A 23,800-nucleotide genomic window follows, 5' to 3' on the forward strand; every position below is an offset into this window, starting at 1 on the left:
ACAGGAAATTTAGTCAGGAGTTTTTCTCACGATCGCCCCCCCCTGAACGGATACTGGTGATGAAGAACTGCCAACTTCAGAAACAATTCGTGTCAAGCTCAATGATTTAGGATATCTCCTCAAACGAGTTGCCAAAATTCAACCTCAAAAAAAATTCCCGAAACTGATGCAATCTTTGAGCAATTAGCTATAGTTCACCAAGAGGCTTCAGATGACCAAAGTATTTTACGCTTAAGTTTGGATGCGAAAGCTCGTGTTAATATTGGCTCCTTTGACCGTGGTGGTAAAAATCGGGTGCCCACAGAAACTGATGACCATGACTTCCACCCCAAAACAAGTGTGACTCCTTACGGTATCTTTCTTCCAGGGCTTGACGAACTATTTCTATATTTTACAGAATCAAAAGTAATCAGTGATTTTATCGTTGATATTTTAGGAGATTTTTGGGAATCAGAAAGTTGGCGATTTTCAGAAATAAAAACTCTGCTTATTAATCAAGATAATGGAGGAGAGAATAATTCTTGGCGTACACAATTTATGAAACGCATAGTTGAATTTTCTCAGAAATATCAACTGAATTTACGTTTAGCTTACTACCCTCCCTATCACAGTAAATATAATCCCATCGAACGGACTTGGGCTGTACTAGAAAATTATTGGAATGGGAGTATTCTAGATGAAGTAGAAACCGCTTTAATTTTTGCTCATAATATGACCTGGAATGGGAAGCATCCTGTTGTTAAACTAGTCACTGAAACTTATGAGCTAGGAGTTAAGCTGACAAAAGAAGCTATGTCAAAAGTTGAGAAGCAAATCAAGCGTTTGACTGATTCAACTCATGAAACTTTCCCGGATTTAGGAAAATGGTTTATTGATATTCGCTATGGAGCAACACAGGTTTAAAAAATAGTTATTAAAGTTTTCTCTAGCTAGAATTAATAATTAAATAGCACTCTTCAGGAAAGCCAGAAAAGTGTAGACTTTTCATGTGTATTTGGGGAGGACAAGGGTTGCCGTTGGCAACCCTTGTCCTCCCCCTTACAATGATTATCATTTTGAACAGCTGTATATTTTATTTCTTGGAAGTCCCTAAGCGGATAGTTGACAATGGAGAGCGCAAAGTACGCCTTTCTCCCCTGGAAGATGCTTTTAGTTTGGTGTCAATGTTACAAATTAAGTTGCAAGGACGCTCGGTGGGTGCGTATGTACTCCGTAAAGGTGCTAATAACTACTTAATTCACTTCGGGTTTGAGTGCCGAGGAATTCACTCAACTTTGCTTCAAGAGCAGATTGACCCCGTATTTGATGCTATCGAGTCCGGACTAAAAGATTTACCTCAAGGAGAGCGTCTTACCATTCATTTAAGCTCCTTCACTGACGACGCACTACGCCAAGAACAGTTGAAAGAACTCATAAAACAATCACCCAACAAAGAATTGCAATATCTTCTTATGGGCGATCGCTCGCGCCTAAAACAATTAACATCTACTGGCATTCGCAAACTCAAACAATTGAGGCTTTACTGCACCTACACGGTAGAACCGGAAACTCAGGGGACAACCGACACAATAGAAAAGCTCATTGCCAAGCTTGAACGTACTTGGAAGTCTTTTACTGGCGAACTCGACGAAATTCAATTTACCCAGATTGAACGCCTACTTTATACATCTTTTACCGATGGCTACCAGCTGTGGGAACAGTTACTTGCTAACAAAATAGGCTTGGATATCAGCCCCTTAACGGCTTCTGAACTTTGGGCAATCCTTTGGCAGCGGTTCAATGATACGCCACCACGCCCAGTCCCCCAGCTGCTGGTTCTGGATGAAGATGGGTTGCGTGAGGAGGTGTACTCAGAAGTCCATCCTACCTCTTTGCTGATGGAGAGCGAGTCATCAATTCCCGTTGCTGACAAGCGTTGGGTACACATTAAAGGGAAGTATATTGGAGCACTCACCTTCGCGGATAAGCCTAGTGGTTGGCTAGACAAGGAACGCCAGTTGCGTTACCTCTGGGAAGTTATCAGCAGAGAGCGGATTTATGACACCGAGATTTACGCAGAGTTAACGCGGGCAAACGAGACGCTCGTGAAAACCAATATGCACCGCCTCACCAAACAATCGCAAACGGCATCGCAGATTGCAGCAGAGGGGAACTCAATTGATGTTAAGGCAATGCTCAACATGAAGAAAAGCGTTGCTGCTCAGGAGGAATTGTACGAGGGAGCGGTTCCCATCCACACATCTGTTGTGTTTTTGGTATATCGTTCCACAAGGGAACAACTCGATGAAGCTTGTCGCTATCTGCAATCTTGTTTTTTGCGTCCTGCTTGGGTGGTGCGCGAGACTGAATACTCGTGGCGAGTGTGGTTACAGACTTTCCCAATGACCTGGGAACGTCTGATGGCGGTTCCCTATAATCGACGGCTAGTTTACCTCAGTTCTGAAGCACCCGGATTCATGCCCCTAGTACGCACCAAAAGCGGTGATGATACAGGTTTTGAACTTATTGCCTCAGAAGGTGGGACACCCACATTTCTCAATCTCTATACCCAGCACAAAAATTTGGGTTTGTTTGGCACGACTCGAAGTGGTAAATCGGTAGCAGCAGCTGGAATTCTTACTCATGCACTAGCTTATGGAATGTCCGTTGTGGCAATGGATTATCCTAAACCTGATGGCAGTAGCACTTTTACAGACTACACCCAATTCATGGGTAGTGATGGCGCTTACTTCGACATTAGACGGGAAAGTTCAAACTTGTTTGAGCTACCCAATCTTGCACGCCTAGACCCGAAATTACAGCAAGAACGCTTTGAAGATTATAAAGATTTCTTGCAGACAGCGCTATTAACAATGATTGTTGGCTCAAAGCGCTCCTCCTCGGGAGCGCAAGAAAGAATGATGACCGATACGGTGCGGTCAATCCTGGCTTTGGCAATTAAGGCATTTTTCAGTGACGACCAAATACGCGATCGCTACGGAGCAGCATTCACCTGTGGCTTTGGCTCCCCAGAATGGCAGAATATACCTACCCTCAAGGACTTCTTGAGCTATTGCTCTCATGAAAGACTCAGACTAGAAGTTCTTAGCGGAGATACTTTCAGTAGATCACAAAGTTTTTTAGAAGCCCTGCCACATTAGCATTCCACCAAAACACTCCGACACAAGAAAAGAACCTATTAATCAACATTTCAGCCGATACGGTTAGTTACCTTAAAGCGATCGCTCTTAAACGAAAGCTGTTTGTCTCCTTGTCAGCGAGGGCTGAAACCCCCATTATTACGTCAGTTTCTAAAAGTTTGTGATCTACTGACTTTAGCTTGCTTAGAGCAAGTCAAGTTGCGCTTACGCTTCTGGCTTTCCAGTCGAGTGGGTAAGGCAATTTCCCAACCCTCAACTTTTAACAGCGATGCCAGGCTACTTATCTTTGCACTGCGTAACTTATCTAATGATGAAGATGCCGCCATTCTCAGTTTGAGTGCGTACAGTGCAGCCTTACGCCGGGCGCTGGCTGTAAGGGCAAGTGTATTTTTTATTGATGAAAGTCCAATCCTTTTTGAATACGATTCGATTGCAGCCCTCGTCGGCAGATTGTGTGCCAACGGTGCTAAAGCTGGGATACGAGTGATTTTATCAGCTCAAGACCCTGACACTATCGCAGCTTCTCCAAGTGGGGCAAAGATTTTTCAGAACTTAACCACTCGCCTCATCGGTCGCATTCAGCCTTCGGCAGTTGATAGTTTCGTGCAAATTCTCAAGTACCCCAGAGAGATTATTGCACGCAATGCCACTGAAAGCTTTTTTCCAAAAAAGTCAGGTTTTTACTCGCAATGGCTTCTGGACGACAACGGCATATTTACCTTTTGTCGGTATTATCCGGCATTGAATTTATTGGCAGCTGTAGCCAATAATCCCGATGAACAAGCACAGCGTACAGCGGCAATGCAACGACACCGCGACAAGTTTGTGGGTTTAACCGAGTTTTCTAAACAACTCGTTGCTGACGCAACTAATTCCTGAAGGCAGAAGGAAAGAGGATTTTAAGACCTTAATTTTTCTTAACTTATTTGCGTTTATTTATGCCTTTCTTCGGTAATTTTTGAATGGTGAACAGAACTGATTTATGAAGAAGTTTAAACAGATTACGATTGGAAGTTTGACTGCGATCGCTATTTCTGCTAGTGGACTTGCTTGTGCGAGTGCAGTAGAGTTGCCCGATAGCCTAAGAGCAAAAGTTTTCGAGCCATTGCGACAGCAACTGGACTCTTGGAATGCTTATGTATCGTCGATCATTGGTGACAAGCTCAAACCACTTGCTGAATCTTTGGGAGGAGATTTACAAGCCGCAATTAACGAGACAATGGGGGTATTGGGCTTACCCGACCCTACCCAAACGAGGAAAAAAGTGGAAGAAATAGGAGCTCATTCCACTGTCCCCATCAATAATGCTGAACGCACTGCAAACGAGGTAGACCGCCAGGTGACTCGTGCTGTGGCTGATATGACACTTGGTAAGGCGGGTCAACAGCGTACTAAAGAGCAAGTCGAAAAAACCCACGAGCTAATTCAACAGGTCCAGGAACAAGCTGAAGCTGCTCAAGGGGAAGTGGTGACGCAGAATGTCATGAAGCAGATTGCAGATCAGAACGCCCAAACTGCGGCAATTTTAGGGGCAATGCGGGCAGATACCCGGAGCGATCGCACTTTCCCCACTAGCAAACCAACTCCAACTCCGCAAATCCGGCGTGCTGAACCAGTGGTTCAATATACAACACCTCAATACCCAATTTCACCTCGACCTAGGGTAGCACAGCAAAGTTTCCCAGTCCGCCAAAGGTCGGTTCCGACTGTAGAAAATGTTGCCTTACAAACGGTTCGTTCTGCTCCTCGCAACTCTGTACCTACAATGCAGAGTAAACAATCCTCAAGTGTGCCACAAGTTGACCCGTTTACAAAGCATATGCCCGAAGGGCTATTGGAACAGTGGCTGGCAATGAGTCGTTTGGGAAGTTATGGCAGTGGTGATACTAAGTTGCAGACGAGCTTTACAACTGCAACTCCAACGCACACTCAATCACCATCTGCATTAGATGTACAACCGTTGCCACAAGAAGTTATTTCTATTGCACCTAAAGCAACGCCTGTGGTATTTGCTAGTGAAGGGGGTACAAGTGCAATGACTCCTCAAAGTCCCTCTACACCCCCGTTGCTTCCAGACCCAAATCTAGAAAAAAACATTTTGACTGGTATCCCAGTGCAGCAGTTGCTTTAAACCAACGTTTAATCATTGAAAACTCTGTGCTGTGGAATCGCATTATCAGCTTCTTAGCAAAGGTGCGTTCAGGCGAACTACTTTCAATAGCAGCACAAACCAGTGGAATTTCTATGCAGTTAGTAACGAAGTTGCAGGAAATGGGTAACATTACTAACTCCCAACTGAATTCAACTGTTAACAATACTTTGATTCCAAAAACAGAAGTTTTGTTTAATGAAACGCTTCCAATTCATCAATATCATCAATAAATTTGGGATTTTTGTACGGATTTCAATCCTTGTTTTGATTGGGATAATGCCCGAAAATGTGTTATCTCAATCAACAACATCACCCATTTTCAATAGCGAAAGTCAACCAACCCTTTTAGATTCTATTCCCACTACTACTTGGAATGGCGCAAAATTACCAAATTGGGCAAATATTACTTTTAACAAGATGCCAGGAATTGGTGAAAGTGGCAGTTTCATTGCGCCAAAGGGACTACAAGAGCAGCTGGGTTATGACCCCTCGCGCAGTTGGAATGCTGGTCAAACCCCAGACCAATATATGATGTTAGGCGACTTTCAAGATAGTTTTAAGCTGCAAAATTTTAGTTTGAGTGAGATTTCCAGTATTACCGGATTGGATTTTACTAAAGTAAACTTGGAAAGTTTTGGAGTAATTAAATTACAAACTATAGGCAGCTTAGTCCAGGCAATTCCATCACTTAAAAAAGTACCGTTTGCCGATATTAAACTTGTATTAGACTTACTCAACTCTCAATTATCAACACCTATAGACCCATCGATAACAATTGGTCAATTACTGAGTCAATCTCCCCATTTACAAGATTTAGAGTTTAAGTCTCTACCAATGACTGGGTATGGACTTGATGCAATTCCAGGTTTAGAACAAACCCCCATTGCTGCGTTTAAAGATTGGCAAGGAGTCAAAATTTCAAATATCCCTGGATTAAGTAAAGTGCCGTTCAACGAGTTTCCCAACCCCATTAATGCAGTCGGGGGAACGGTTGGCAAGGTGGATGTTGCCTTTGGAACTGACGAACAACAGCGCAAGCGCACTATCTCAGGCAGTGATAAAGAAGGCTTTGATGTGTCATGTCAAAAAAATTGCGCCCACGTCGAATTATCCGGTAATGCGAATGTTTTGGGTCAAGCTTGGGTGAGTGGTAAGTATCAGTTAGTGAATGGTGGTAAAGGAATTCTTAGTTCAGTTAATGGTGGCAAAGAACCTACAGGTCGTCATCCTTTTGGTTCAGCTTTTAAGGTTGTGGTGTGGGATATTTCGGAAGTGGATGGCATGATGAGCCAAGCTTTATTTTTCCGGGTTTGTATGCGGAATAATTTTGTAGATTTGGGGTGTACACCCTATTTTATTGGTCCAGTTCCCTTCATGACTTACAAAGAAAAGGAACCTATCTTTTTAGGCTCAATAACGGTCGCTGGTGAAAATTCAGTTTCTATGCCTACGGGGTTAAAGAGTACTGGATATAGCTTTAAAAATTCTCCTAATTCCTCAGCAAATAAATTATCTAACTTACTACCAACAACTGAAGGAGATTGTAAGAAGCTTCATTCATCGGATACGAATATCGACGCTTTGAGTGCTGCTTTATCAAGCATTGAGGGAAATTACGATTCGGTGGGTAATTATGTATGTGACTCTTCTGGTAATTGTGGTCGCGAATTGGGTGCAATGCAATTTATGTCGTATCGTCCGGATGTACGTTCGCTAATTGCCAGTAAGCCTGGTGGAAGGCAGTTTATAGTGCGGCTGGATAAAGGAGAGCAAGTTACAGGCTCAGAATTGATGCAGTATTTCTCCGCCAGAGAGCAAGAGGCACTATTTGCAAAGGATACTACTGCGTTGCTCTCCTTTGCTGCTTCTCAAATTGACCCGACAACGGGACAACCATTTACTGGAAAGCGGTTAATTGAACGAGTCGCACAGATGCACTTTGGGGGTGCTGGAATACCAATTGACACAGAGATGAGCGATATTCAGGGAAAGCTCAATGTTAAAAGTTACGGCGAAAAAGCAGCTAAATCCTATCAAAATGTGATGCAACTTATGGGGTGCAGTTACTGAAGAAAGGCAGCGGGAGCTGAAGGAAAGAAATTTTGCATTGATACAAAAACCCAAAGATTAGTCATTATGGCAGCAGGGGGACCAGGGAGAGCAGGGGGAGAGAAAATAGAAAATTTTACACGCCTGGAGTAGGACGAATTATGTACTCAAGAATCAATTGGTTTCCTATTGTTAAATCCCCATACCATCAAGTACTACTGGCGTTGGGGTGTGTAGGATTATTTGTGGTTCCCGCTTTGTTGGTTAGGATGACTTATCATTCAAGGAAAGGCAGTGAACAGGTTTGGATGCCTGCCAAGGCGATCGCCCCAGCGTCACTTATTCAAAAGGCTATAACTCAGAACTCAACTGGCGGTGTCGAAGTGAATAAAGTGAAAGTTTTCCAACTCCCTAATCGGGGTAGAGGAAAATTATACATCTTTGATTTCCAATCGCCGCAGCTATGCGGTGCAGGTGGTTGCTTGTATGCGGTTTACCACGAGTCAGGTACCATACTCTTGCGAGCGATCGCTGACCCCAAATTGCCTAAACTGACATCTTGTACCAAGAAAAATTGATGTAAATTAATAACTCAGTATTAAATAAAAACCCTTGATTTAGGGATAAAAGCCAACAAAAATCAGGTAGCCTTATCGCGTATTTTTTTACATTAGCTGGGTTTGTACGGAGAGGTGCAAGATCTGAGTAAAGGGGAAGCATTGTTCAAGGTGGATGACGGGGTGCGCAATGGTTTTTCCTGTCTGGTGATCACGCAGACTACAACGACCGCACACATGGTATCGCGTACCCAATACTGCTACCAAGGTATAGGTTTTGTACGTGTCAATGAGGAGCTGACTCAAATGGGGCAGGGTTTGAATTGAGGAGTAGCCAGTTATGAATAGTACATCATCATATCCGTACGTCGCAGTTGCCCCAGCATCCTCACAGTCTTCTATATCCCGCGTCACTGACCAGTTAGGAAGCTTGCTCAAAACCCAATCTGGGCTGATGCTGCTGGGCTGTTTGATAGTGGTGGGTGTTTTTTCTGTCATGAATGGTGCCAGGAAAAAAGGCAAGATTGCCACGAGTTACTGGGGTGGTGCAAAAGAACGGGCAGTGGCTCAAAAAAAAGCTAAAAAGCAGATGAAAAAGACGACCCGCAACAACGTGGCGTTATATGTGGGTATGCCTCAACAAATGCGCTCTAAGTTGCAGCTTCAGTGGCGTTCTCAAGGGTTGCTTAAAACCCCCTCTGGGCGAGAGTGGACTAAAGTATTGCCGTCACCCAATACTAGCCCCACACTCTATGTCCCCGATGCCCAGAGAGGAATTGCTGCCATCGGTGCAGCAGGTTCGGGTAAGACTTTCAGCGTCATTGACCCCTTAATTAGAAGTGCCTTTGACCAAGGCTTTCCCGTTTGTTTGTATGATTTTAAATTTCCTGCTCAAACTAAACGAGCCGTTGCGTATGCGATGAAGCGGGGCTACACGGTGCGCGTGTTTGCGCCAGGATTCCCAGAGTCAGAAGTATGCAATCCCCTGGACTTAATCAAAGATGAAGAGGATGCAATTTCGGCTGCACAATTAGCGCAGGTAGTATCTAAAAACTTTAATAAAGGCGGCGCAGACGGCGGCGGTGACAAGTTTTTTGAGGAAGCAGGCGATTCGCTTGTGGAAGGTATTTTGCTAGTGACGAAAGCGATCGCCACCCTCACTGGAGATGACAAATACTGCGACTTAATGACAGCCCAAGCCATCCTCAGTTTACCGAAGTTGCCAGTTCGCTTAGAGGCTGCATCTAAATCTAAGCTCAAGGTGTGGACGACTCGCCCGCTTTCTCAGCTCATCAGCGTGAAAGATTCAGAAAAAACTGCTGCGTCTATCATTGGTACTGCCCAACGGATGTTTCAGCGGTTTCTCAAACGCGACTTTGTCGGAGCATTCTGTGGCAAGACTACCCTCCCCTTGGACTTGGATGGCAAGCAGTTAATTGTATTTGGGCTAGACCGCAATAACAGGGATATTGTCGGACCACTGTTAGCAGCCATTCTGCACATGATAGTATCACGCAATGTATCGCGCACCTTACCCAGAAAAGACCCTCTGGTGGTGTCACTCGATGAATTACCCACCTTGTACTTGCCAGCATTAGTAAATTGGTTGAACGAGAACCGAGAAGACGGATTTGTGGGGATTTTGGGGTACCAAAACATTTCACAGTTGGAAAAAGCTTACGGTAAGGAGTTGGCGCGGGCAATTTTAGGAGGGACGGCGACGAAATTTATATTTAACCCACAAGACCCGGAGAGTGCCAAATTGTTCTCAGACTACCTAGGCGAGATGGAGGTGAACTTCAAATCCAAATCTCGGAGTACGGGCAAGGGAGGGGTCTCTACTTCACTTGCAGAGCAAAACCAGAAGCGGCATTTGTTTGAAGCCGCCCAGTTTGCGAAGTTGGGAACAGGTCGTGCTGTGATCATCAACCCAGCTTATACTCGTGGGAACGAAGCTTACGTGCCGTTGTTGCAAGCAGTGAAGGTTCCAAAAACTGACATCGAGGAAATGAACTGGGCAGAGAGTAAGTGGGATGTTATTCGGGAGCGGCTTGTTGCTCAAAACTCTGGAGGCATTGTCACTGATGTAGAGCGCTCTCGTCAATTCAGCGAACGATTGGCATTGGTGGAAGAGTTATTCCCGATACCAACTCAACCTGTAGAGGTAACAGCGGAAGAATTAGCAGGGGTTTTCTAGGGAGAATTTATGTCTGAATTTCAAAAATTGATAAGTGAGCGTTGTCAAGCTTTGTTACAGCAGTATCCTCAGTGGTTGGTTCGCGTACAGGAAGCGCTGGAAAAATCGCCCGTGCGCTTGGACTTTGTACCTTCATCAGTCGAAATTTTTGACCAATCAGGATTATTGCTTGGTGTTTTGTTGGGGGAAATGGTGTATTCAGGCGCTCGAAAGCCTGGAGTCAGGAGTGAGTTTCTCGCTTGGTTCTTTGATGGTGAATTGGTCGTATTTACTATCGAAACTGAAGTCATTCTTAATCGGATTCTACCAAATTATTAATAAATAAATGAGGTAATTTTCAATGTCTATTTCTGGTGTGACCCCTGGAGATTCATCTTCGTTTACTCAGCAGTATCTACAAGTTGTTGAAGCTTGGCTTAGGGAATTTTTGGATAAACAAAAGGAGTCAGAGAACATTCCCAAAGATAAAAACTTACAACAGGTTGAGATTAGAGTTGGTAATAAGCTTGTTTATGGAATGGTTGGTGACAAATTTGTTGCTTCCTTAACTCCAGAGATTATTGAACAATTAGGGCTACTTCAAAATACACCTGTTGGTGAAACCCTTAGCGGAGTGAAAAGTTTAACGTTAAAAGTAGATGAAAAAGTTGTCATGCAATCTGACCGTAATGGCAAGGTAGTCGTTAATGAATATTTTAAAAAAGATTTGGAATTGGCGGGAGAGCAACCTTTACCCAGCCAAAAAAATTCTGATGATTTCCAACCGGAAAAGGTATTTGAGCCAAGAGAAGAACTAGCTGAATTACCGATTAAAGTTGCACTGACTAACCAACCTTCACAACTGCCGCAACAAGAGCAAGAGTCAAATTTTACTTCTATATCTGCAGGAAGTGATTCTTTAACTACTCCACCATCCTATGAGAACATAAATTCAGGTATTGAAAGTGTGAATGAAGCTGTTGATGTGTTGCCTGAAGGTGAATTAAAAGCATATTTAATGGCACAGATTTCCGAGATGCGGCAGTTGCATCAACAACAGTTAGCATTGCAACAGCGGCAATTTGAAGAGCTGATTCAGCAAAGATTGCAGGAGCAGAATAACCCTAATTGGTGGCAATCATGTAGGGATACTGTTGGTCAGGTTTGGAATGAATTTAGAGAGCGAGCGCGTATCCGTGAAACAGCAGCAGCACTTAAACAAGTATTTACCAGCCATGCTGTTCCAGGCTCAAACGTTTATTATGCAGTAGGATATACCATGACCCGTTCTGGGAAGTCTTATCAGTTGCAAGATGATAGTGGTAAATCTATCTTGCAGTTTCAGGATACGTCCTTTGGTGTACGGCTAGCAAAAGATAGCGCACCGCTTAACGAGCATCACAAAAAAGAGTTAACTGCACTATGTGAGCAAGTGCGTTCAGGAGAACGTTTAAAAGGAGCATTTAGCCCCGTTGGTGCTAGAGAAAGCGAGGAATTTTCCAGAGTTCAAAAAATCTCCCAAGCATTAAGTGATTATGCCAAAAGGCAAGGTAAAACTGTTAGTGTTGATGGTCAATTTTCTTATAAATGGAAAGCTGCTCCTGACGGTCGAGTATTGATAGCAGCGAAAGATGGGCGTGGGGCTTTGCTGGCGGTGGGTAAAGGCTTGCAACAATGCCGAATGAGCGAGCGGGATTTAGCTTATTTCGAGCAGATGTTACCTAAATTAGAAGCATTTCAGCCATCGATTCAATCATCGCAAGAAGCCAACAAAGCTAGTGCTAGACCCCAGTTGAGTGTTGTTCAAAGTCAAAACTCATCTCAATGGGAAAGATGAATCATTTATCAAAGTTGAACAAGCTGCTTGACTCTGGAGAAGCGGTTATTTCTATTGTTGCTCCTGTGCGAGAACGCCAAAACGTTCTTAGGTTGTTATACGACACATTGACTTTTCATTTAAGATTGCCACTATACTTATGGAATTTGGGGGAGCCTGAACATTTTAGAAGGATGGAGTGTGAAGCAAATGACGAGGAACGAGTTGTTCTACTTGATAGCTTTGAAGTAGGAGCAGCAGAGGTGACTTCTGGTAGTGGTGCAATTGCTGCCTTAAAATCCTTTAAAAACTCTGATACTAATGGTGTCTTCATTTTAGAAAATATACCCTCTTGTATGCAGGAACGGGAAGGGGCAATTCTTAGACAATTATTGATTAATATTTATTCGGATATTACAGCACGAAAAACTTCTAAATTCTTGATTCTGCTTGTGACTGATGAAGTAGAATTACCTGCAAGCCTGAGTGCGTTAATTGAAAGTTTAGAATTGCCTTACCTTTGTACCAGTGAGATAGAGAATTTAATCTCAACTTACCTGCCTAACTTAATTGGTGCTGCGGTGAGTGTTGATTTAGTGCAAAGCCTTGCAACTGCGGCAGCAGGGCTACACACTGAGGATATCAAAGCAGGGTTGCGGCAGGCGGTGTTGAACAGCGATGGTTTTCCTGGGAGTGATGTCTCCTGGGTGCGATCGCATAGTATGCGCTTGGTGCAATCGCTTCTTGATTACAAAATCAATCGGTTTCGTTCCTTCAATCTCAACTTTGTTCCAGAACCGAATGTGCATGACTTTGGCGGACTGGATAACCTCAGGCATTTTATTCAAGATGCCAAACGTGATTTCCAAACAGATGCACGCGCTGCAAACATCCCACTGCCAAAAGGATGCTTGCTTGTGGGACCACCGGGGACGGGTAAAACCCTGGCAGCTAACGTTTCGGCGCGGGAATTGGGATTTCCTCTTGTTAGCATTGATACAGGTGTAGTTGTTGCGGGTGGAGCAGCGTACCTCCAGCGCCTGTTAACTAAGGTAGAAGCTTGCGCTCCTGTAGTGCTTTACTTTGACGAATTAGATAAGCTTTTTACGGGAGCAGCCGTTTCTGGGGAAGATAGTGGTAACAGACACATTTTAGGAACGCTGCTCACTTGGTTGCAAGACAAGCGCAGTGCTGTGTTTGTCGTTGCCACCCTCAACAGGTTAGATGCGTTACCACCAGAACTCACCAGGGTGGGAAGATTTGATGAAATTTTTTATGTGGGTTTTCCCAATGCTTTTGAGCGCAAGCAGATTATTTCGCTTCATGCGGCACGATTTGACGAGCGTTACAGGGATGGTGGCGATCGCTCAAGGGGCGGCTCCCTCTGGGAGCATTGCCTCACCCAACAAGAGTGGAAGATTCTTCTTAATAAGACAGTGAATTGTACTGGCGCAGAATTGGCGCGGATGGTGGAGAAAGCAGCGCGATCGCTCTGGGGTGCAGGTAAACCGATGACAATAGATTTACCCATATTGTTGCAACAACGAGAAGCAATAGTTCCTTTGTATGTAAGGGATACAGACCGGATATTGGCAATTGAAAATCGCGCACGGGGATTTGCACAGCCTGCCAGTTCTCCCGATTGTAGCGAGTATGCTCCACCAATTAGAAGTTATTGGGGAGAAAATATCGGTCTATAGCTTTTGCTTGAATATACCTTATTTATCCAAGTCTGTCCTGATTTTGATGCCAAAAATTCATCAAGACGCTCGCGCCTTGTGGGAGAAATGTTCCGACACTACTAGAAACCGGAACTGTGTAAAATGAGCGTGTGCTTTGAAAGAAAATAGCTAAAAACCAATCATACCTGTATTTTCAACCACTTAGCACCTGGTGGCACTTTCTTTAGCTTTACGCCAAGTTATGGGAGTGTCGCCTAATGGATGAGGGCATCGATTAAATTATGTCACTCTTGCTTGAGATCGACTTTTCTACATTGCACTGCCAGGTTAGACTCTAGAATTGGAAGCGTTCAATGAGCAACTCCAACTCATCCACTTATCAGGAAGCTTTATGCCCTGCCAACATCTTAATGAACTGAAGAAGGAAAACCTAATCTCTAAAGCAAACTACCCTGTATTTCGTTGTGAAGAGTGCATTCGGATTAATGGTCGCTGGGTGCATCTTCGCATTTGTCAGACTTGTGGCAAGATGCTGTGCTGTGACTCGTCTGAACATCAGCATTCTCGCCGTCACTATGAGGAAACCGGACATATGGTGATCAGTTCAGCGGAATTAGGAGAGCAATGGTTGTGGTGTTTTGTGGATGAGCAACAAAAGAATTATTAAAGGTGCAATCCACTTCGGCATCTATCAAACTTGGAAGTCATTCTAAAGGCGATCACCGATACCGCAATCAAGTTCAAATTAAAATCCTCTAGAATTTGCTCAACTTAGCGACGCTGCCTGCATTTACCTAGACGACCCCTTCAACATTCATCATGACTGATTACATTCAGCACATCATTGAGCCACATATTCAAGATCTGGGAGGGTTTCAAGCCCGTCGGCTCCTTCCCTCAAATGTTCTGACACTAGTAGGTCCGTTTATCTTTTTTGATCATCTCGGTCCTGCAGTGTTTCCACCCGGCAAGGGCGTTGATGTCAGACCGCATCCGCACATCAACCTTGCAACAGTCACTTACCTGTTTGAAGGTGTTTTACTGCATCGCGACAGTGTAGGCAGCATTCAGGAAATTCATCCTGGTGCCGTGAACTGGATGACAGCAGGACGAGGGATTGTCCACTCAGAACGTACACCCGACCATGAACGCAGTAAAGAAGCAACACTTCACGGAATTCAGACCTGGGTAGCACTTCCTGACGAGCATGAGGAAACTGACCCTTGGTTCAGGCATCATCCAGCAACCGATTTGCCTACTTGGGAAAATGCAGGAGTTTCGTTCACACTGATTGCCGGAGAAGCGTATAGTCACACTTCTTTGGTGCGAACGTTTTCACCCATGATTTACCTAGATGTGCAACTGGCTGCTGGAACGCAATTTACTTTACCTGGCGATTACAGTGAGCAAGCGGTTTACAGCGTGACTGAAGGACTGCAAATTAACGGTGTCCCTCTGGAGCAACATCGTTTAGCTGTTCTGACTTCAGGCGTATCGGTAGACATCTCCTCTGAGGGCGATGCTCGCTGTATTGTGGTTGGAGGTGAACCTGTGGGAAAGCGGCACAAGTGGTGGAATTTTGTTTCAAGCCGTCTTGATCGCATTGAGCAAGCAAAGCGGGATTGGCAGGAGGGACGGTTTGAGCAAGTGCCTCAAGAAACGGAATTTATTCCCCTGCCACAGGAGCCTCAACAAAATAAGGAACAGCCTATGTAGAAAATTCAGCAGTTGGATTACTAACAAAAAACCCTTGCACCTACTTACTGTACGTTCTTCTCGATACAGCGGCATGCTTGTCATGCAATACTCGTAAGAGTTCGACGCCGACTAGGGCTAAGTCCGTTGCTGTCGTCCACAAACTGACTGCTGCCATCTCAGGATAAACATCGTACTTGCCCTCAAGTGGGATAACAGAGAACGGGTGAGCACTTGCTGCCCTTGCTGCCCGATCGTTCTAGTCTAAGGGTGTTGTTAAACCGTTGGCGTTTGATTCAAGTGATAAATTATGCAGAAATACCAAGTGAAGGACTGGAGATTGGCTATTTCTAAGGGGCAGTGCACTCCACGCAATTGTCCAACTGCTAATTGATTGGAGAAGATAATTTTCCGGACATAGTTTTTACCCTTTCTAACCAAGCATCGGCAATTTGGGCAACATTCTTTCAGTACCATCAGACCGGATTTTGTCTTAGTTGAATTGCCATTTGATAAGTTTTTAGGAATACATCTAGCACTTGAAATTGAAAAAATATTGTTAGATAAGTATATTTTTTTTCAGATGCTTGTCTCTTAATTAGTAGAAGTATAGCCCCAGAAAATAAAGTATTTTTATGTTTTTTGGAGCATTTGAAGTAAAAACAGTAAAATGTTAATAAATTGATTTATGAAGCAAGTGTAAAAAAAATAGAAATAATGAATATCAAAGAACAACTTTTTAGAGAAATTGAATCTGCTCCAGAATCGCTTTTACCACAGACGCTTGATTTCTTGCAGTTTATTAAAACTAAACAGCATGAATCCCAGTCAGTAGTAGATGCAACTCAAACCTCTGCAACGCAACAGCAAACAACAGTCCAATCAACAGGTCGCTCACTCTTAGAACATTTGAAGACTGTTGGTAGCTGGGAAGCAGATGACTTGGAAGAATGTCTCCAACAAGTTTATGCAACTCGTGGCAAAGCTAAATTTAACTACGATAACCCTTTTGAATAATGTACCGACTGGATACAAACCATTGTAGCTATGCGATTCTAAGAGAACCGAATATCTTGCGCCGCTTTGCTGAAGTAGAAAGTAGTCTAGTGACAACTTGTGTTGTTGTCCAAGGAGAATTAACTGACATGGCAGAGCGCTCACAACGTAGTTCGAGTAACTTAGCTTTGGTGAGGCGTTTTCTTCAAGGTTTATATGTCTATAGAATTGATGAAGTAACAGCAGAAACATACGGAAAACTTAAAGCAGCTTTGTTCAACCAGTTTGGTCCACGAGAGAAAAGTAAGCTCAGAAAAACTAAAATTACTGATTTAGGATTCGACGAGAATGACCTCTGGATTGCTGCCATTGCTGTGCAACACAATCTAACGGTTGTCTCAGCTGATAGCGACTTTAACCGAATTCAACAAGTTAGAGCATTGTCTGTTGAATCTTGGCTGTAAACTTAGCGGGAGCAACGCTCAAAATTTGGATATGCAACCTAAGAGTTGTAGTTAGTCAAGATTATTTAGAGTAATTTTATCAAAACTTCATATATAGAAAGCGATAACCGCAATTATGCTGATTATCATAGGTTTAAATGTAATCAGTTTATACCTAAGCCAACAAAGTTATGAATTTTGGTTTTGATGCCCCAAAAGTCTTCATTAGCTATAGCCACGACTCTCAGGAACATAAAGACCGAATTTTAACCCTTGCTAACCGTTTACGGGCTGAAGGTGTGGACTGTAACATCGACCAGTACGAAGAGTCGCCTGCTGAGGGGTGGCCCCGGTGGATGATGAACCAGGTAGAATGGGCTGATTTTGTGGTTGTAGTTTGTACTGAGCAGTACGATCGCCGATTCCGAGGTCGAGAAGAACCAGGTATAGGACGAGGAGTGACTTGGGAAGGAGCTATTATTTCTCAGGAACTCTACGATTCTCATGTAAAAAGTACAAAATTTGTCCCCATTGTATTTTCTTCTGGGGATGGAAATTTTATTCCAATTATGATTCGCGCGTTTAGTCGGTACGATTTGTATACCGAAGAGGGATATCAAGCCTTCTACCGTCGCCTCACCAATCAACCCCTGAACCCCAAACCCCCACTGGGTGAGAAGTTAGAACTTGCACCGCGTGTATTACCAGGATTACCAGCACGTGATCGCAAACAGACTTTTCCCAAAATACCTAGCTTCTTCGCTTATGACAATGAATGGGTTGGTCGGGAAAATTTGATTAAGGAATTGAGCGATCGCGTCCAAGCATCCTGTCGCTTGTTGATTTTGGTTGGGATCGCAGGTATTGGTAAAACTGCTTTACTCAGATCTTGCACCTAACCGTAAAAAACCGTATAAGCTAAAAAGATGCGCGATAAGGCTACCTGATTTTTATCGGTTTTTATCGCTAAATTAAGGCTTTTAATTTAATACGGAGTAATTAAATTAAATCAATTTTTATTGGTGCAAGATCTGAGTTTAGGCGAACGCTTGGCAGTGGAGTTACAGGATTGGTTTGAAGGTGATTGGGGGAGGTTTCACCAAGAAAACTTTGATAATGAGGAACAAGCTTCTGACTTTGCCAGTGTTGCAGCGCGTTGGTTAGAGAAATGGGGCGAGTTAATTACACCAGATGACCGAAAAGATACGCAGCGATTATTAAATCGCTTGGTGAAATACCTAAGCGAGAATCGTTATTTAGTACAGATAGACTCTTTGGAGAACGTTTTGCAGGGGAATGAGGAAGAAGGTTGGAGCGATTTTAAAGATGAATGGTGGGTGAAGTTTTTTAACGCTTTTCTGAAAACAGAATCCTGTCTTAGCTGTGTCATCTTAACTTCTCAAGATTTACCTAAACAAATTGAGGAAGTTGGTACGCGTTCTCGCAACTTTTGGCACTGTCAACTGCTAACTGGACTAGATATGTCGGAGCGCATAGATCTATTTGATAAGATAGGCTTGGACGTAAGTCAAGAAACGGCGGGTAGAGCATACCTAGAAAGAATTGGGGCTGCTTATGAGGGACATCCTCTGGCGCTGCGGGTTATTGCTGGAGAAATCAAAAATAAACCTTTTGATAGTAATGTTCTTGCTTACTGGAACAAATATGGAAACGAGGTAGAGGAAGTTGAAAAAGCGATCGCCGAAGCCCAAGAAGGAAAAATAGCTGGTGAAGATAACTTTAAACTGGATCGCTTTACTCGTACTTTGCGAAGAAATGTGCGCTCTCGACTAGAAAAAACTTTTGTTCGCCTGAAAAAAGAAGCCAAATACGCTTATATATTACTTTGCGAAGTGTCTGTTTATCGTTGTCCAGTTTCAGAAGACTTTTGGCTGAGTCACCTTGAGTATTGGGATAGAAATGAAGATGAACGGATAGTCGCCCTGGAGACTTTGCGCGAACGCTACATAGTTGAAGGCCAATCAGAATCACTGTACCATTTTCCACCCAAGGTAACAGAGCATCCTGTTGAGATTTGTTGAAGCGGTGTACTTCATCTACAAACAAAATTGTGCGCTGATTATGGTATTTCCGCTTATCAGTTGCCGTTGAAATGGCATCTCGAATGTCTTTGACACCTGCAAGAACAGCATTGATAGCGATAAAGTGTGCAATAGTCGTATTCGCAATAATGCGAGCTAAGGTTGTTTTACCTGTGCCTGGGGGACCAAAGAAGATTAATGAGGATAATTGGTCAGCAGCGATCGCACGACGGAGTAAGCGTCCTGGTGCAATGATGTGGTCTTGTCCTACAAATTCATCTAGGGTACGGGGGCGCATTCTCGCAGCCAAGGGGGCTTGTGTTAATATTTGTTGTTGGTAGTTGTGGTCAAATAAATCCATATGAATGCAGTTTGGTCAGTTCGTGTGGCAACCAGGCAGCTCTTCTCAATTGCTACCTTGCCATTGTATTACTGCTTTTAGCTCCTTTAAAAATATTAATTGATGGTAAGCTGAACCAATACTTAAAATAGCTGTGTTAATCTCTGATGAGGTGAATCTCATGGCTAAGAAAGCCAAAAAAATCTGGCTTCCTTCTACAACTAAAAAGCCGAAGCCCCAAGTTCCAGAGGATGAGAAGCAATTAGTTTTGCAAAAATGTAATGAATTAATTGAAACTGAATTCAAGCCAAAATATATCGAATCTCCACCCACAGATAATGATTGGAATTATCGAGTAGATATCTTTGGCAAGTGGTATCGCAATTATTTTTACTTTTGTTCTATTTTTAATTGTCCTAGTCCTAGAGCCATATCTCCTTCTTTTGAATCAAAATTTGCTCGTTTGGAGTATGTAGGAAAAGATTGTTTTAATGTTGCTTACATGAGGCATACAGAACAATGGTGGGAGATTTTACAAGGGTTGTCGCTTGAGGAGTGTTTGTCTGAATTAAAAATCAATCCCGTGCTACAGCCGTGATAAGTATGATTTGTGGCAAGAAGTGTAGCAAGAGCGTATTGTCCTGAGAAGACGAATAAACTACCCTAACCTGCAATCAGGACTGAGGTTAGGATTTTCAGTAGCCCTACGATAAGACTTACCCTGTACTGGATGGATGTGCAGGCAGTTATGGCACGTTTTAGAGGTGTATGCCGGATTCACCAGTACAAGCTTTACGCCAAACTTGATGCACTTATAGGTCAAGAACTGTCGCAGCTGGTAAAAGCTCCAAGAATTGCTCCTACGTCGCTCTACCTTAGTTCTAGGCAACTTGTTAGTGCGTTCCCGAATTCCTGTCAGGTCTTCCAGGGCAATGACCTGATGATTTTGCTTGGCTTGCTGCACTAAACGGTAGCTGATGGTGTGATTGGTGTGACTCTGAAACCGTCGCTCCTTGCCCGACAACCGTTTCTGAAGTAGCCGACATCTACGCCGACTACTTCTTGTGCCTTTCGCGGCTTTGTGTTGGAGCATTACGCTCTTGACTTAATTGCCTATCTCAGAGTATGGCAAATATCTAAAAGTTAAGTTGCACTACTCAAGCCAATTTCATCTTTTCCACACGAGTTGGAATATTTTCTTCAGCACAAGCTCTTAAAATAGCAGCAGCTTTGCTGTTACCGCGACAAGCGAAAAATTCCCAGATAATCAGCCAATCTTTTATGCTGAGAGTTTCTACTGTTTGTATTCCTTCCTGGGTTTGAATTTTGCACTGTTTAGTTGCTCCAGAAAAGCCTTGTTTTTCCAGCTTTTTCAGTTTTCGTGGAGACCAAGGAAGTTGCAATAACCAGTTGATGGGTAGTCCAATCAAACTCAGCCCCGATTCAATTCTAATGCGGTACTCTGAGTTAGAGAGCGCAAGCACTTCTAGAAATACTTTGTTCTCTAGCTTGAAAACTACAGAGGTAGCTATTGGATTGCTTGCTGGAAACCGGGTTTCCGACACTGTTTCAGTTGGTCTTGCATCAATTTTCACCTTGATTGAGTTTATGTCTGTTATAGATGCAATCAGGTCTTGCCAATTGATTGAATAGTAAAGGTTGGGTGGAATCAAATTATATTCCACTAGATATTGCCAGTAAGCCGCAACGCTTGATAGTGGATATGCAACAATTACCTGACGATTGGCTACCTGGATACTGGTACTGGGTAACTGGTGTAATTGGAGAAATATGCGCGCCTTTTTTGTAGTTTGTCCCATTGGTAGTGCCATTTGGCGATCGCTCATCACAAACTCACCGTTTGGAAGTTGGTAAGCATTGCAAGAGAAGCGTTTCCACTTCCAACGGGTTAGTAAAGCCAAAGGTGTTTCAGTTTCATTCGGATTTTGCAAAAATGCTTGTGTCATAGTCTGTATGCGCGTTGAAATCTCAGCCATATTTAAAGGCGATGCGAGAAAATGCGCTCTCCATATGAAGGTCAGAATTGACAATTGGCTGACGGGGTAACAAAGTAGGTTAGCTCACCGGAATGCACCTCACCGTATAAAACCGTATAAGCTAAAAAGATGCGCTCAGAAGCTACATTATTTTTATTGGCTTTTCTCGCGCTCATAAAGGGCTTTTGGTTTAATACTGAGTGACTAAATTACATAAATTTTTATTGGTGCAAGATGTGAGTTAGGCGGCAGATCTGATAAGTTTTGCAGCCAAAAGCCCCTTTGATAATGGGAACTCTTATTGCGACTTAATCTGATTTCTTGCGTAAACACAGCTTTCTGCTCGTCTTTAATTGAGCTAAATTTCACCCTTTTACTCTACATTGGATGTGCTGCGTTAGCGGTATTGTCGCTTTGGCTATTTCGCCATACCAATATATTTTTGTACACCGTTCTTGTTAATTTAACTTCCTTAAATAATGGCACTAGTATAAGTGATTGTAATCAGTAGAATTATCATGATTAACCGCTTTTTTAATAAGTAATACTACTTAAAAATATCCTGGTAACCCTCGTAAAACTTTTTTGCATAAACTCTCGTCAGAAGCGCGAGTTAGAGAGCCAAGTGACAGCGGTTGAGAGTTTGAATTTTACAGGAATGGTGAAACATCAAAATCTAGCTGAGGCAATCACCGATTGTTCTTGAAAATCATGGAAGACGATTTTTCAGCTACAAAATTTTTGTCATAGTTCGGCTTGATTGTGTTGTAGTTCGCTGTTGAAAAAGCCATGCTGAGCCAACTGTTCATTCCAATCTTTAGCTTTTGGTTTAAGTCTAGCTGTGTGGGACAAAATCTGTTTGATGGCCTGGAAAGTAGAGTTGCCATTCTCGTCGTTATCATAAGCAGCAATTACCTTTGGTATCTTACTTAAAAACTCCACAGGTAGACACTGAGGGCTATCTGCTGCTAGGTACAGCGTTCTTTCTGATTTTGGCTGGTCTAACACTGCTAGGGATAGTGCATCAAGCGGAGATTTAACCAGCACTGCTTTTTCAATTGACTCACTAATGTTGCCACCCATAGTTAAGTGAAACCAACCTTTGGTGCGTTTAGTACCTCTAGCAAGTCCAATGAAGGAGTTATTTTTACCATACGTTCCACGAAGGAAAGCACCTGTTAGTTTCCCATTGAGAGAGCGCATTAAAAATACGGCATTTTGTCTGGTGTCAGCATAAATCAATCCTAATGAGTGCAAAGTATTAACCAAATTCTCAGGTAGTTTCCGCGTTACTGTTAAGTGTTGCTGTACAGCAAACCATCGATTTTCATCCGCCTCTGGTGGAACAAACTGAGGTGCTGGCTCTGTAAGCGCAATCTCTTGCGCTTGGCTGCGACCATGATGGGTAACTGCTTGAAGCATTGCTGATTCCCCAACTTGGTCGTATAGCCATGCTACAGCTTGTCGGAAGCTACAGCCCAACACGTACATTACCAAATCAATTGCACCACCGCCTCCACGCAGCTCACTAGCAAAGTCGTAGAATTTAGAACCTTTGATGTTGATGATGTGACCATGACCTTTCCACCTATGTTTGCCTTTATCATCCAGATAAAGTCCCAGATGGTAAGCCACATCTTCCAAAGGTAAGTCTCGCAGTAAGTTAGCTTCTGCTTTCCATAACTCTTGTGACCATTCCAGATTTTGCACGCGCTGCTCCAAGTTCTGTCTTTGTTGTTCACTCGCTCTTGCCTTTTGCTCCATCTGCTGATGAGCTATGATTGCCCGTTGGCGATCGCTTAGCTGATGGTTGATAATCTCAAGCTTGGGTTGTAGAGTTTCTTTCACCCGTTCCCGATACAATTGCACTGGCTCTTGGGCTAAAGGTATGGGCAGAGTTTGTTCTAGGTTGAGGTTGAGGGAGTCGCGGTTGACATCAGTGTAATAATCTTGAATTTCTGTATGGGTAGCCTTACTGCCTTTGATACCCCGTTCTATGCCCAAATGTCGAACAGCAGCAGCAAAGCTAGTTTGGAGTTCTGATAATCTGGTTTTGCTGCCACCGTACAGTGCCCGATAGTTCAGTTTACCGTTCTTGTCCAGTGGCACGATATAGGCGTGGATGTGTGGAGTAGTTTCATCTAAGTGCAACTCAGCTCTGACCACGAGATTTCGATGCTGTGCTAGTAACCATTGGGTGGCGGCAGTTGCAAAGTCCTCCAAGCGCTTTTGGTCATACACTCCTGCGGCAGTTGGATCGTTGGGACGAAAGTATTCGGCACTAGCGCTCAATAGCATTTCTACTCCCAAAACTGCATTAGAGCGAATCTTTTGGTTACCAATTTTTTCTTTGAAAAGTGCCAAAAGGTCTTTTTCGTCAGCACTGCCAATCAGTCGAATGTTATTTACTGAGGGATTGGCGTTGGGTGTTTCTCGCTCTCTGGTGGTGTGCAGAGCGCTACCAGAGAGTTCTGCCCAACTCTTAATTTTTTCTATTCTGCAAATTGCGTAAGCCATCTAAACCTCCGCAATTCCACGGACGCCACACTGTTCGCGCAGCGTCTCCGACAGGAGAAGGTTGGCGGTAGTGGCGTCGGGACAAATACGCTGGGCAAATGCCCCCTTAATTGTCAGGGCTATGTTATTTTTCAACGTAAGATTTACAGCAATTTTCAGGTAATTGAACCACAAATTACGGTAATCTGGGTCTAGAGT

General features: G+C 43.5%; 20 protein-coding genes and 3 pseudogenes. 18 read left to right on the top strand and 5 right to left on the bottom strand.

Annotation, left to right across the window (positions count from 1 at the left end; all coding sequences use genetic code 11):
* Positions 1 to 58: 58 nt before the first annotated feature.
* The 17 genes and pseudogenes from ACM0OZ_RS42515 to ACM0OZ_RS42595 form a co-directional block, all read left to right on the top strand.
* Positions 59 to 903, top strand: a pseudogene (locus ACM0OZ_RS42515) (ISAzo13-like element transposase-related protein); the annotation flags it as partial.
* 152 nt (positions 904 to 1,055) lie between these two features.
* Positions 1,056 to 3,140 carry a hypothetical protein gene (locus tag ACM0OZ_RS42520; RefSeq protein WP_414588919.1) on the top strand — a complete coding sequence of 695 codons (2,085 nt, stop codon included), beginning with the start codon at positions 1,056 to 1,058 and terminating at the stop codon, positions 3,138 to 3,140.
* A 171-nt stretch (positions 3,141 to 3,311) separates the two neighbouring features.
* Positions 3,312 to 4,019, top strand: a pseudogene (locus ACM0OZ_RS42525) (hypothetical protein); the annotation flags it as partial.
* A 103-nt stretch (positions 4,020 to 4,122) separates the two neighbouring features.
* Positions 4,123 to 5,271 carry a hypothetical protein gene (locus ACM0OZ_RS42530; RefSeq protein WP_414588920.1) on the top strand — a complete coding sequence of 383 codons (1,149 nt, stop codon included), beginning with the start codon at positions 4,123 to 4,125 and terminating at the stop codon, positions 5,269 to 5,271.
* Between the two features lie 26 nt (positions 5,272 to 5,297).
* Positions 5,298 to 5,522, top strand: a complete 225-nt coding sequence (locus ACM0OZ_RS42535) for a hypothetical protein (RefSeq protein WP_414588921.1) — start codon at positions 5,298 to 5,300, stop codon at positions 5,520 to 5,522.
* Complete coding sequence (locus ACM0OZ_RS42540) at positions 5,488 to 7,362, top strand: hypothetical protein (RefSeq protein WP_414588922.1); 1,875 nt, start codon at positions 5,488 to 5,490, stop codon at positions 7,360 to 7,362. Before ACM0OZ_RS42535 ends, ACM0OZ_RS42540 begins: the two co-directional genes overlap by 35 nt.
* A 140-nt stretch (positions 7,363 to 7,502) precedes the next feature.
* Positions 7,503 to 7,919, top strand: coding sequence for a hypothetical protein (locus ACM0OZ_RS42545; protein WP_414588923.1), 417 nt, complete (start codon positions 7,503 to 7,505; stop codon positions 7,917 to 7,919).
* Between the two features lie 433 nt (positions 7,920 to 8,352).
* Positions 8,353 to 10,095: a type IV secretory system conjugative DNA transfer family protein gene (locus ACM0OZ_RS42550; protein WP_414588936.1), complete on the top strand. Its 1,743-nt coding sequence runs from the start codon at positions 8,353 to 8,355 to the stop codon at positions 10,093 to 10,095.
* A 9-nt stretch (positions 10,096 to 10,104) separates the two neighbouring features.
* Positions 10,105 to 10,413 carry a hypothetical protein gene (locus ACM0OZ_RS42555; RefSeq protein ID WP_414588924.1) on the top strand — a complete coding sequence of 103 codons (309 nt, stop codon included), beginning with the start codon at positions 10,105 to 10,107 and terminating at the stop codon, positions 10,411 to 10,413.
* 22 nt (positions 10,414 to 10,435) lie between these two features.
* On the top strand, positions 10,436 to 11,911 hold the full coding sequence (locus ACM0OZ_RS42560) for a hypothetical protein (RefSeq protein ID WP_414588925.1): 1,476 nt from the start codon (positions 10,436 to 10,438) through the stop codon (positions 11,909 to 11,911).
* Positions 11,908 to 13,590, top strand: coding sequence for an AAA family ATPase (locus tag ACM0OZ_RS42565; RefSeq protein ID WP_414588926.1), 1,683 nt, complete (start codon positions 11,908 to 11,910; stop codon positions 13,588 to 13,590). The genes ACM0OZ_RS42560 and ACM0OZ_RS42565 overlap by 4 nt, the downstream gene beginning before the upstream one ends.
* 373 nt (positions 13,591 to 13,963) lie before the next feature.
* Positions 13,964 to 14,239 carry a UBP-type zinc finger domain-containing protein gene (locus ACM0OZ_RS42570; RefSeq protein WP_332991133.1) on the top strand — a complete coding sequence of 92 codons (276 nt, stop codon included), beginning with the start codon at positions 13,964 to 13,966 and terminating at the stop codon, positions 14,237 to 14,239.
* A gap of 152 nt (positions 14,240 to 14,391) precedes the next feature.
* The gene (locus ACM0OZ_RS42575) at positions 14,392 to 15,288 is read left to right on the top strand and encodes a pirin family protein (RefSeq protein ID WP_414588927.1); all 897 of its coding nucleotides are present in this window, start codon (positions 14,392 to 14,394) and stop codon (positions 15,286 to 15,288) included.
* A 696-nt stretch (positions 15,289 to 15,984) separates the two neighbouring features.
* Entirely contained in the window at positions 15,985 to 16,284 is a 300-nt protein-coding gene (locus tag ACM0OZ_RS42580; RefSeq protein ID WP_414588928.1) for a DUF2281 domain-containing protein, read from the top strand.
* The gene (locus tag ACM0OZ_RS42585) at positions 16,284 to 16,727 is read left to right on the top strand and encodes a type II toxin-antitoxin system VapC family toxin (RefSeq protein ID WP_414588929.1); all 444 of its coding nucleotides are present in this window, start codon (positions 16,284 to 16,286) and stop codon (positions 16,725 to 16,727) included. Before ACM0OZ_RS42580 ends, ACM0OZ_RS42585 begins: the two co-directional genes overlap by 1 nt.
* Positions 16,728 to 16,897: 170 nt before the next feature.
* Positions 16,898 to 17,605 carry a TIR and AAA domain-containing protein gene (locus ACM0OZ_RS42590; protein ID WP_414588930.1) on the top strand — a complete coding sequence of 236 codons (708 nt, stop codon included), beginning with the start codon at positions 16,898 to 16,900 and terminating at the stop codon, positions 17,603 to 17,605.
* Between the two features lie 123 nt (positions 17,606 to 17,728).
* Positions 17,729 to 18,748, top strand: coding sequence for a hypothetical protein (locus tag ACM0OZ_RS42595; RefSeq protein ID WP_414588937.1), 1,020 nt, complete (start codon positions 17,729 to 17,731; stop codon positions 18,746 to 18,748).
* 4 nt (positions 18,749 to 18,752) lie between these two features.
* Here ACM0OZ_RS42595 and ACM0OZ_RS42600 read toward each other — a convergent pair.
* Positions 18,753 to 19,109, bottom strand: a pseudogene (locus tag ACM0OZ_RS42600) (AAA family ATPase); the annotation flags it as partial.
* 160 nt (positions 19,110 to 19,269) lie between these two features.
* Here ACM0OZ_RS42600 and ACM0OZ_RS42605 point away from each other — a divergent pair.
* Complete coding sequence (locus tag ACM0OZ_RS42605) at positions 19,270 to 19,686, top strand: hypothetical protein (protein WP_414588931.1); 417 nt, start codon at positions 19,270 to 19,272, stop codon at positions 19,684 to 19,686.
* A gap of 60 nt (positions 19,687 to 19,746) precedes the next feature.
* Here ACM0OZ_RS42605 and ACM0OZ_RS42610 read toward each other — a convergent pair whose 3' ends face one another.
* The 4 genes from ACM0OZ_RS42610 to ACM0OZ_RS42625 form a co-directional block, all read right to left on the bottom strand.
* Positions 19,747 to 20,181 (bottom strand): RNA-guided endonuclease TnpB family protein, encoded by a 435-nt coding sequence (locus tag ACM0OZ_RS42610; protein WP_414588932.1) that lies wholly within the window; start codon positions 20,179 to 20,181, stop codon positions 19,747 to 19,749.
* A gap of 64 nt (positions 20,182 to 20,245) precedes the next feature.
* Positions 20,246 to 21,055: a hypothetical protein gene (locus ACM0OZ_RS42615; protein WP_414588933.1), complete on the bottom strand. Its 810-nt coding sequence runs from the start codon at positions 21,053 to 21,055 to the stop codon at positions 20,246 to 20,248.
* 774 nt (positions 21,056 to 21,829) lie between these two features.
* Positions 21,830 to 23,602 (bottom strand): MobV family relaxase, encoded by a 1,773-nt coding sequence (gene mobV / locus ACM0OZ_RS42620; RefSeq protein ID WP_414588934.1) that lies wholly within the window; start codon positions 23,600 to 23,602, stop codon positions 21,830 to 21,832.
* Positions 23,603 to 23,800, bottom strand: a 198-nt coding sequence (locus ACM0OZ_RS42625) for a hypothetical protein (RefSeq protein ID WP_414588935.1), incomplete at its 5' end; no start/stop codon positions are given.

Origin of the sequence: Scytonema sp. PCC 10023, from assembly GCF_963920835.1 — a bacterium.
In the GTDB taxonomy this organism is placed as follows: Bacteria; Cyanobacteriota; Cyanobacteriia; order Cyanobacteriales; family Nostocaceae; genus Kalymmatonema.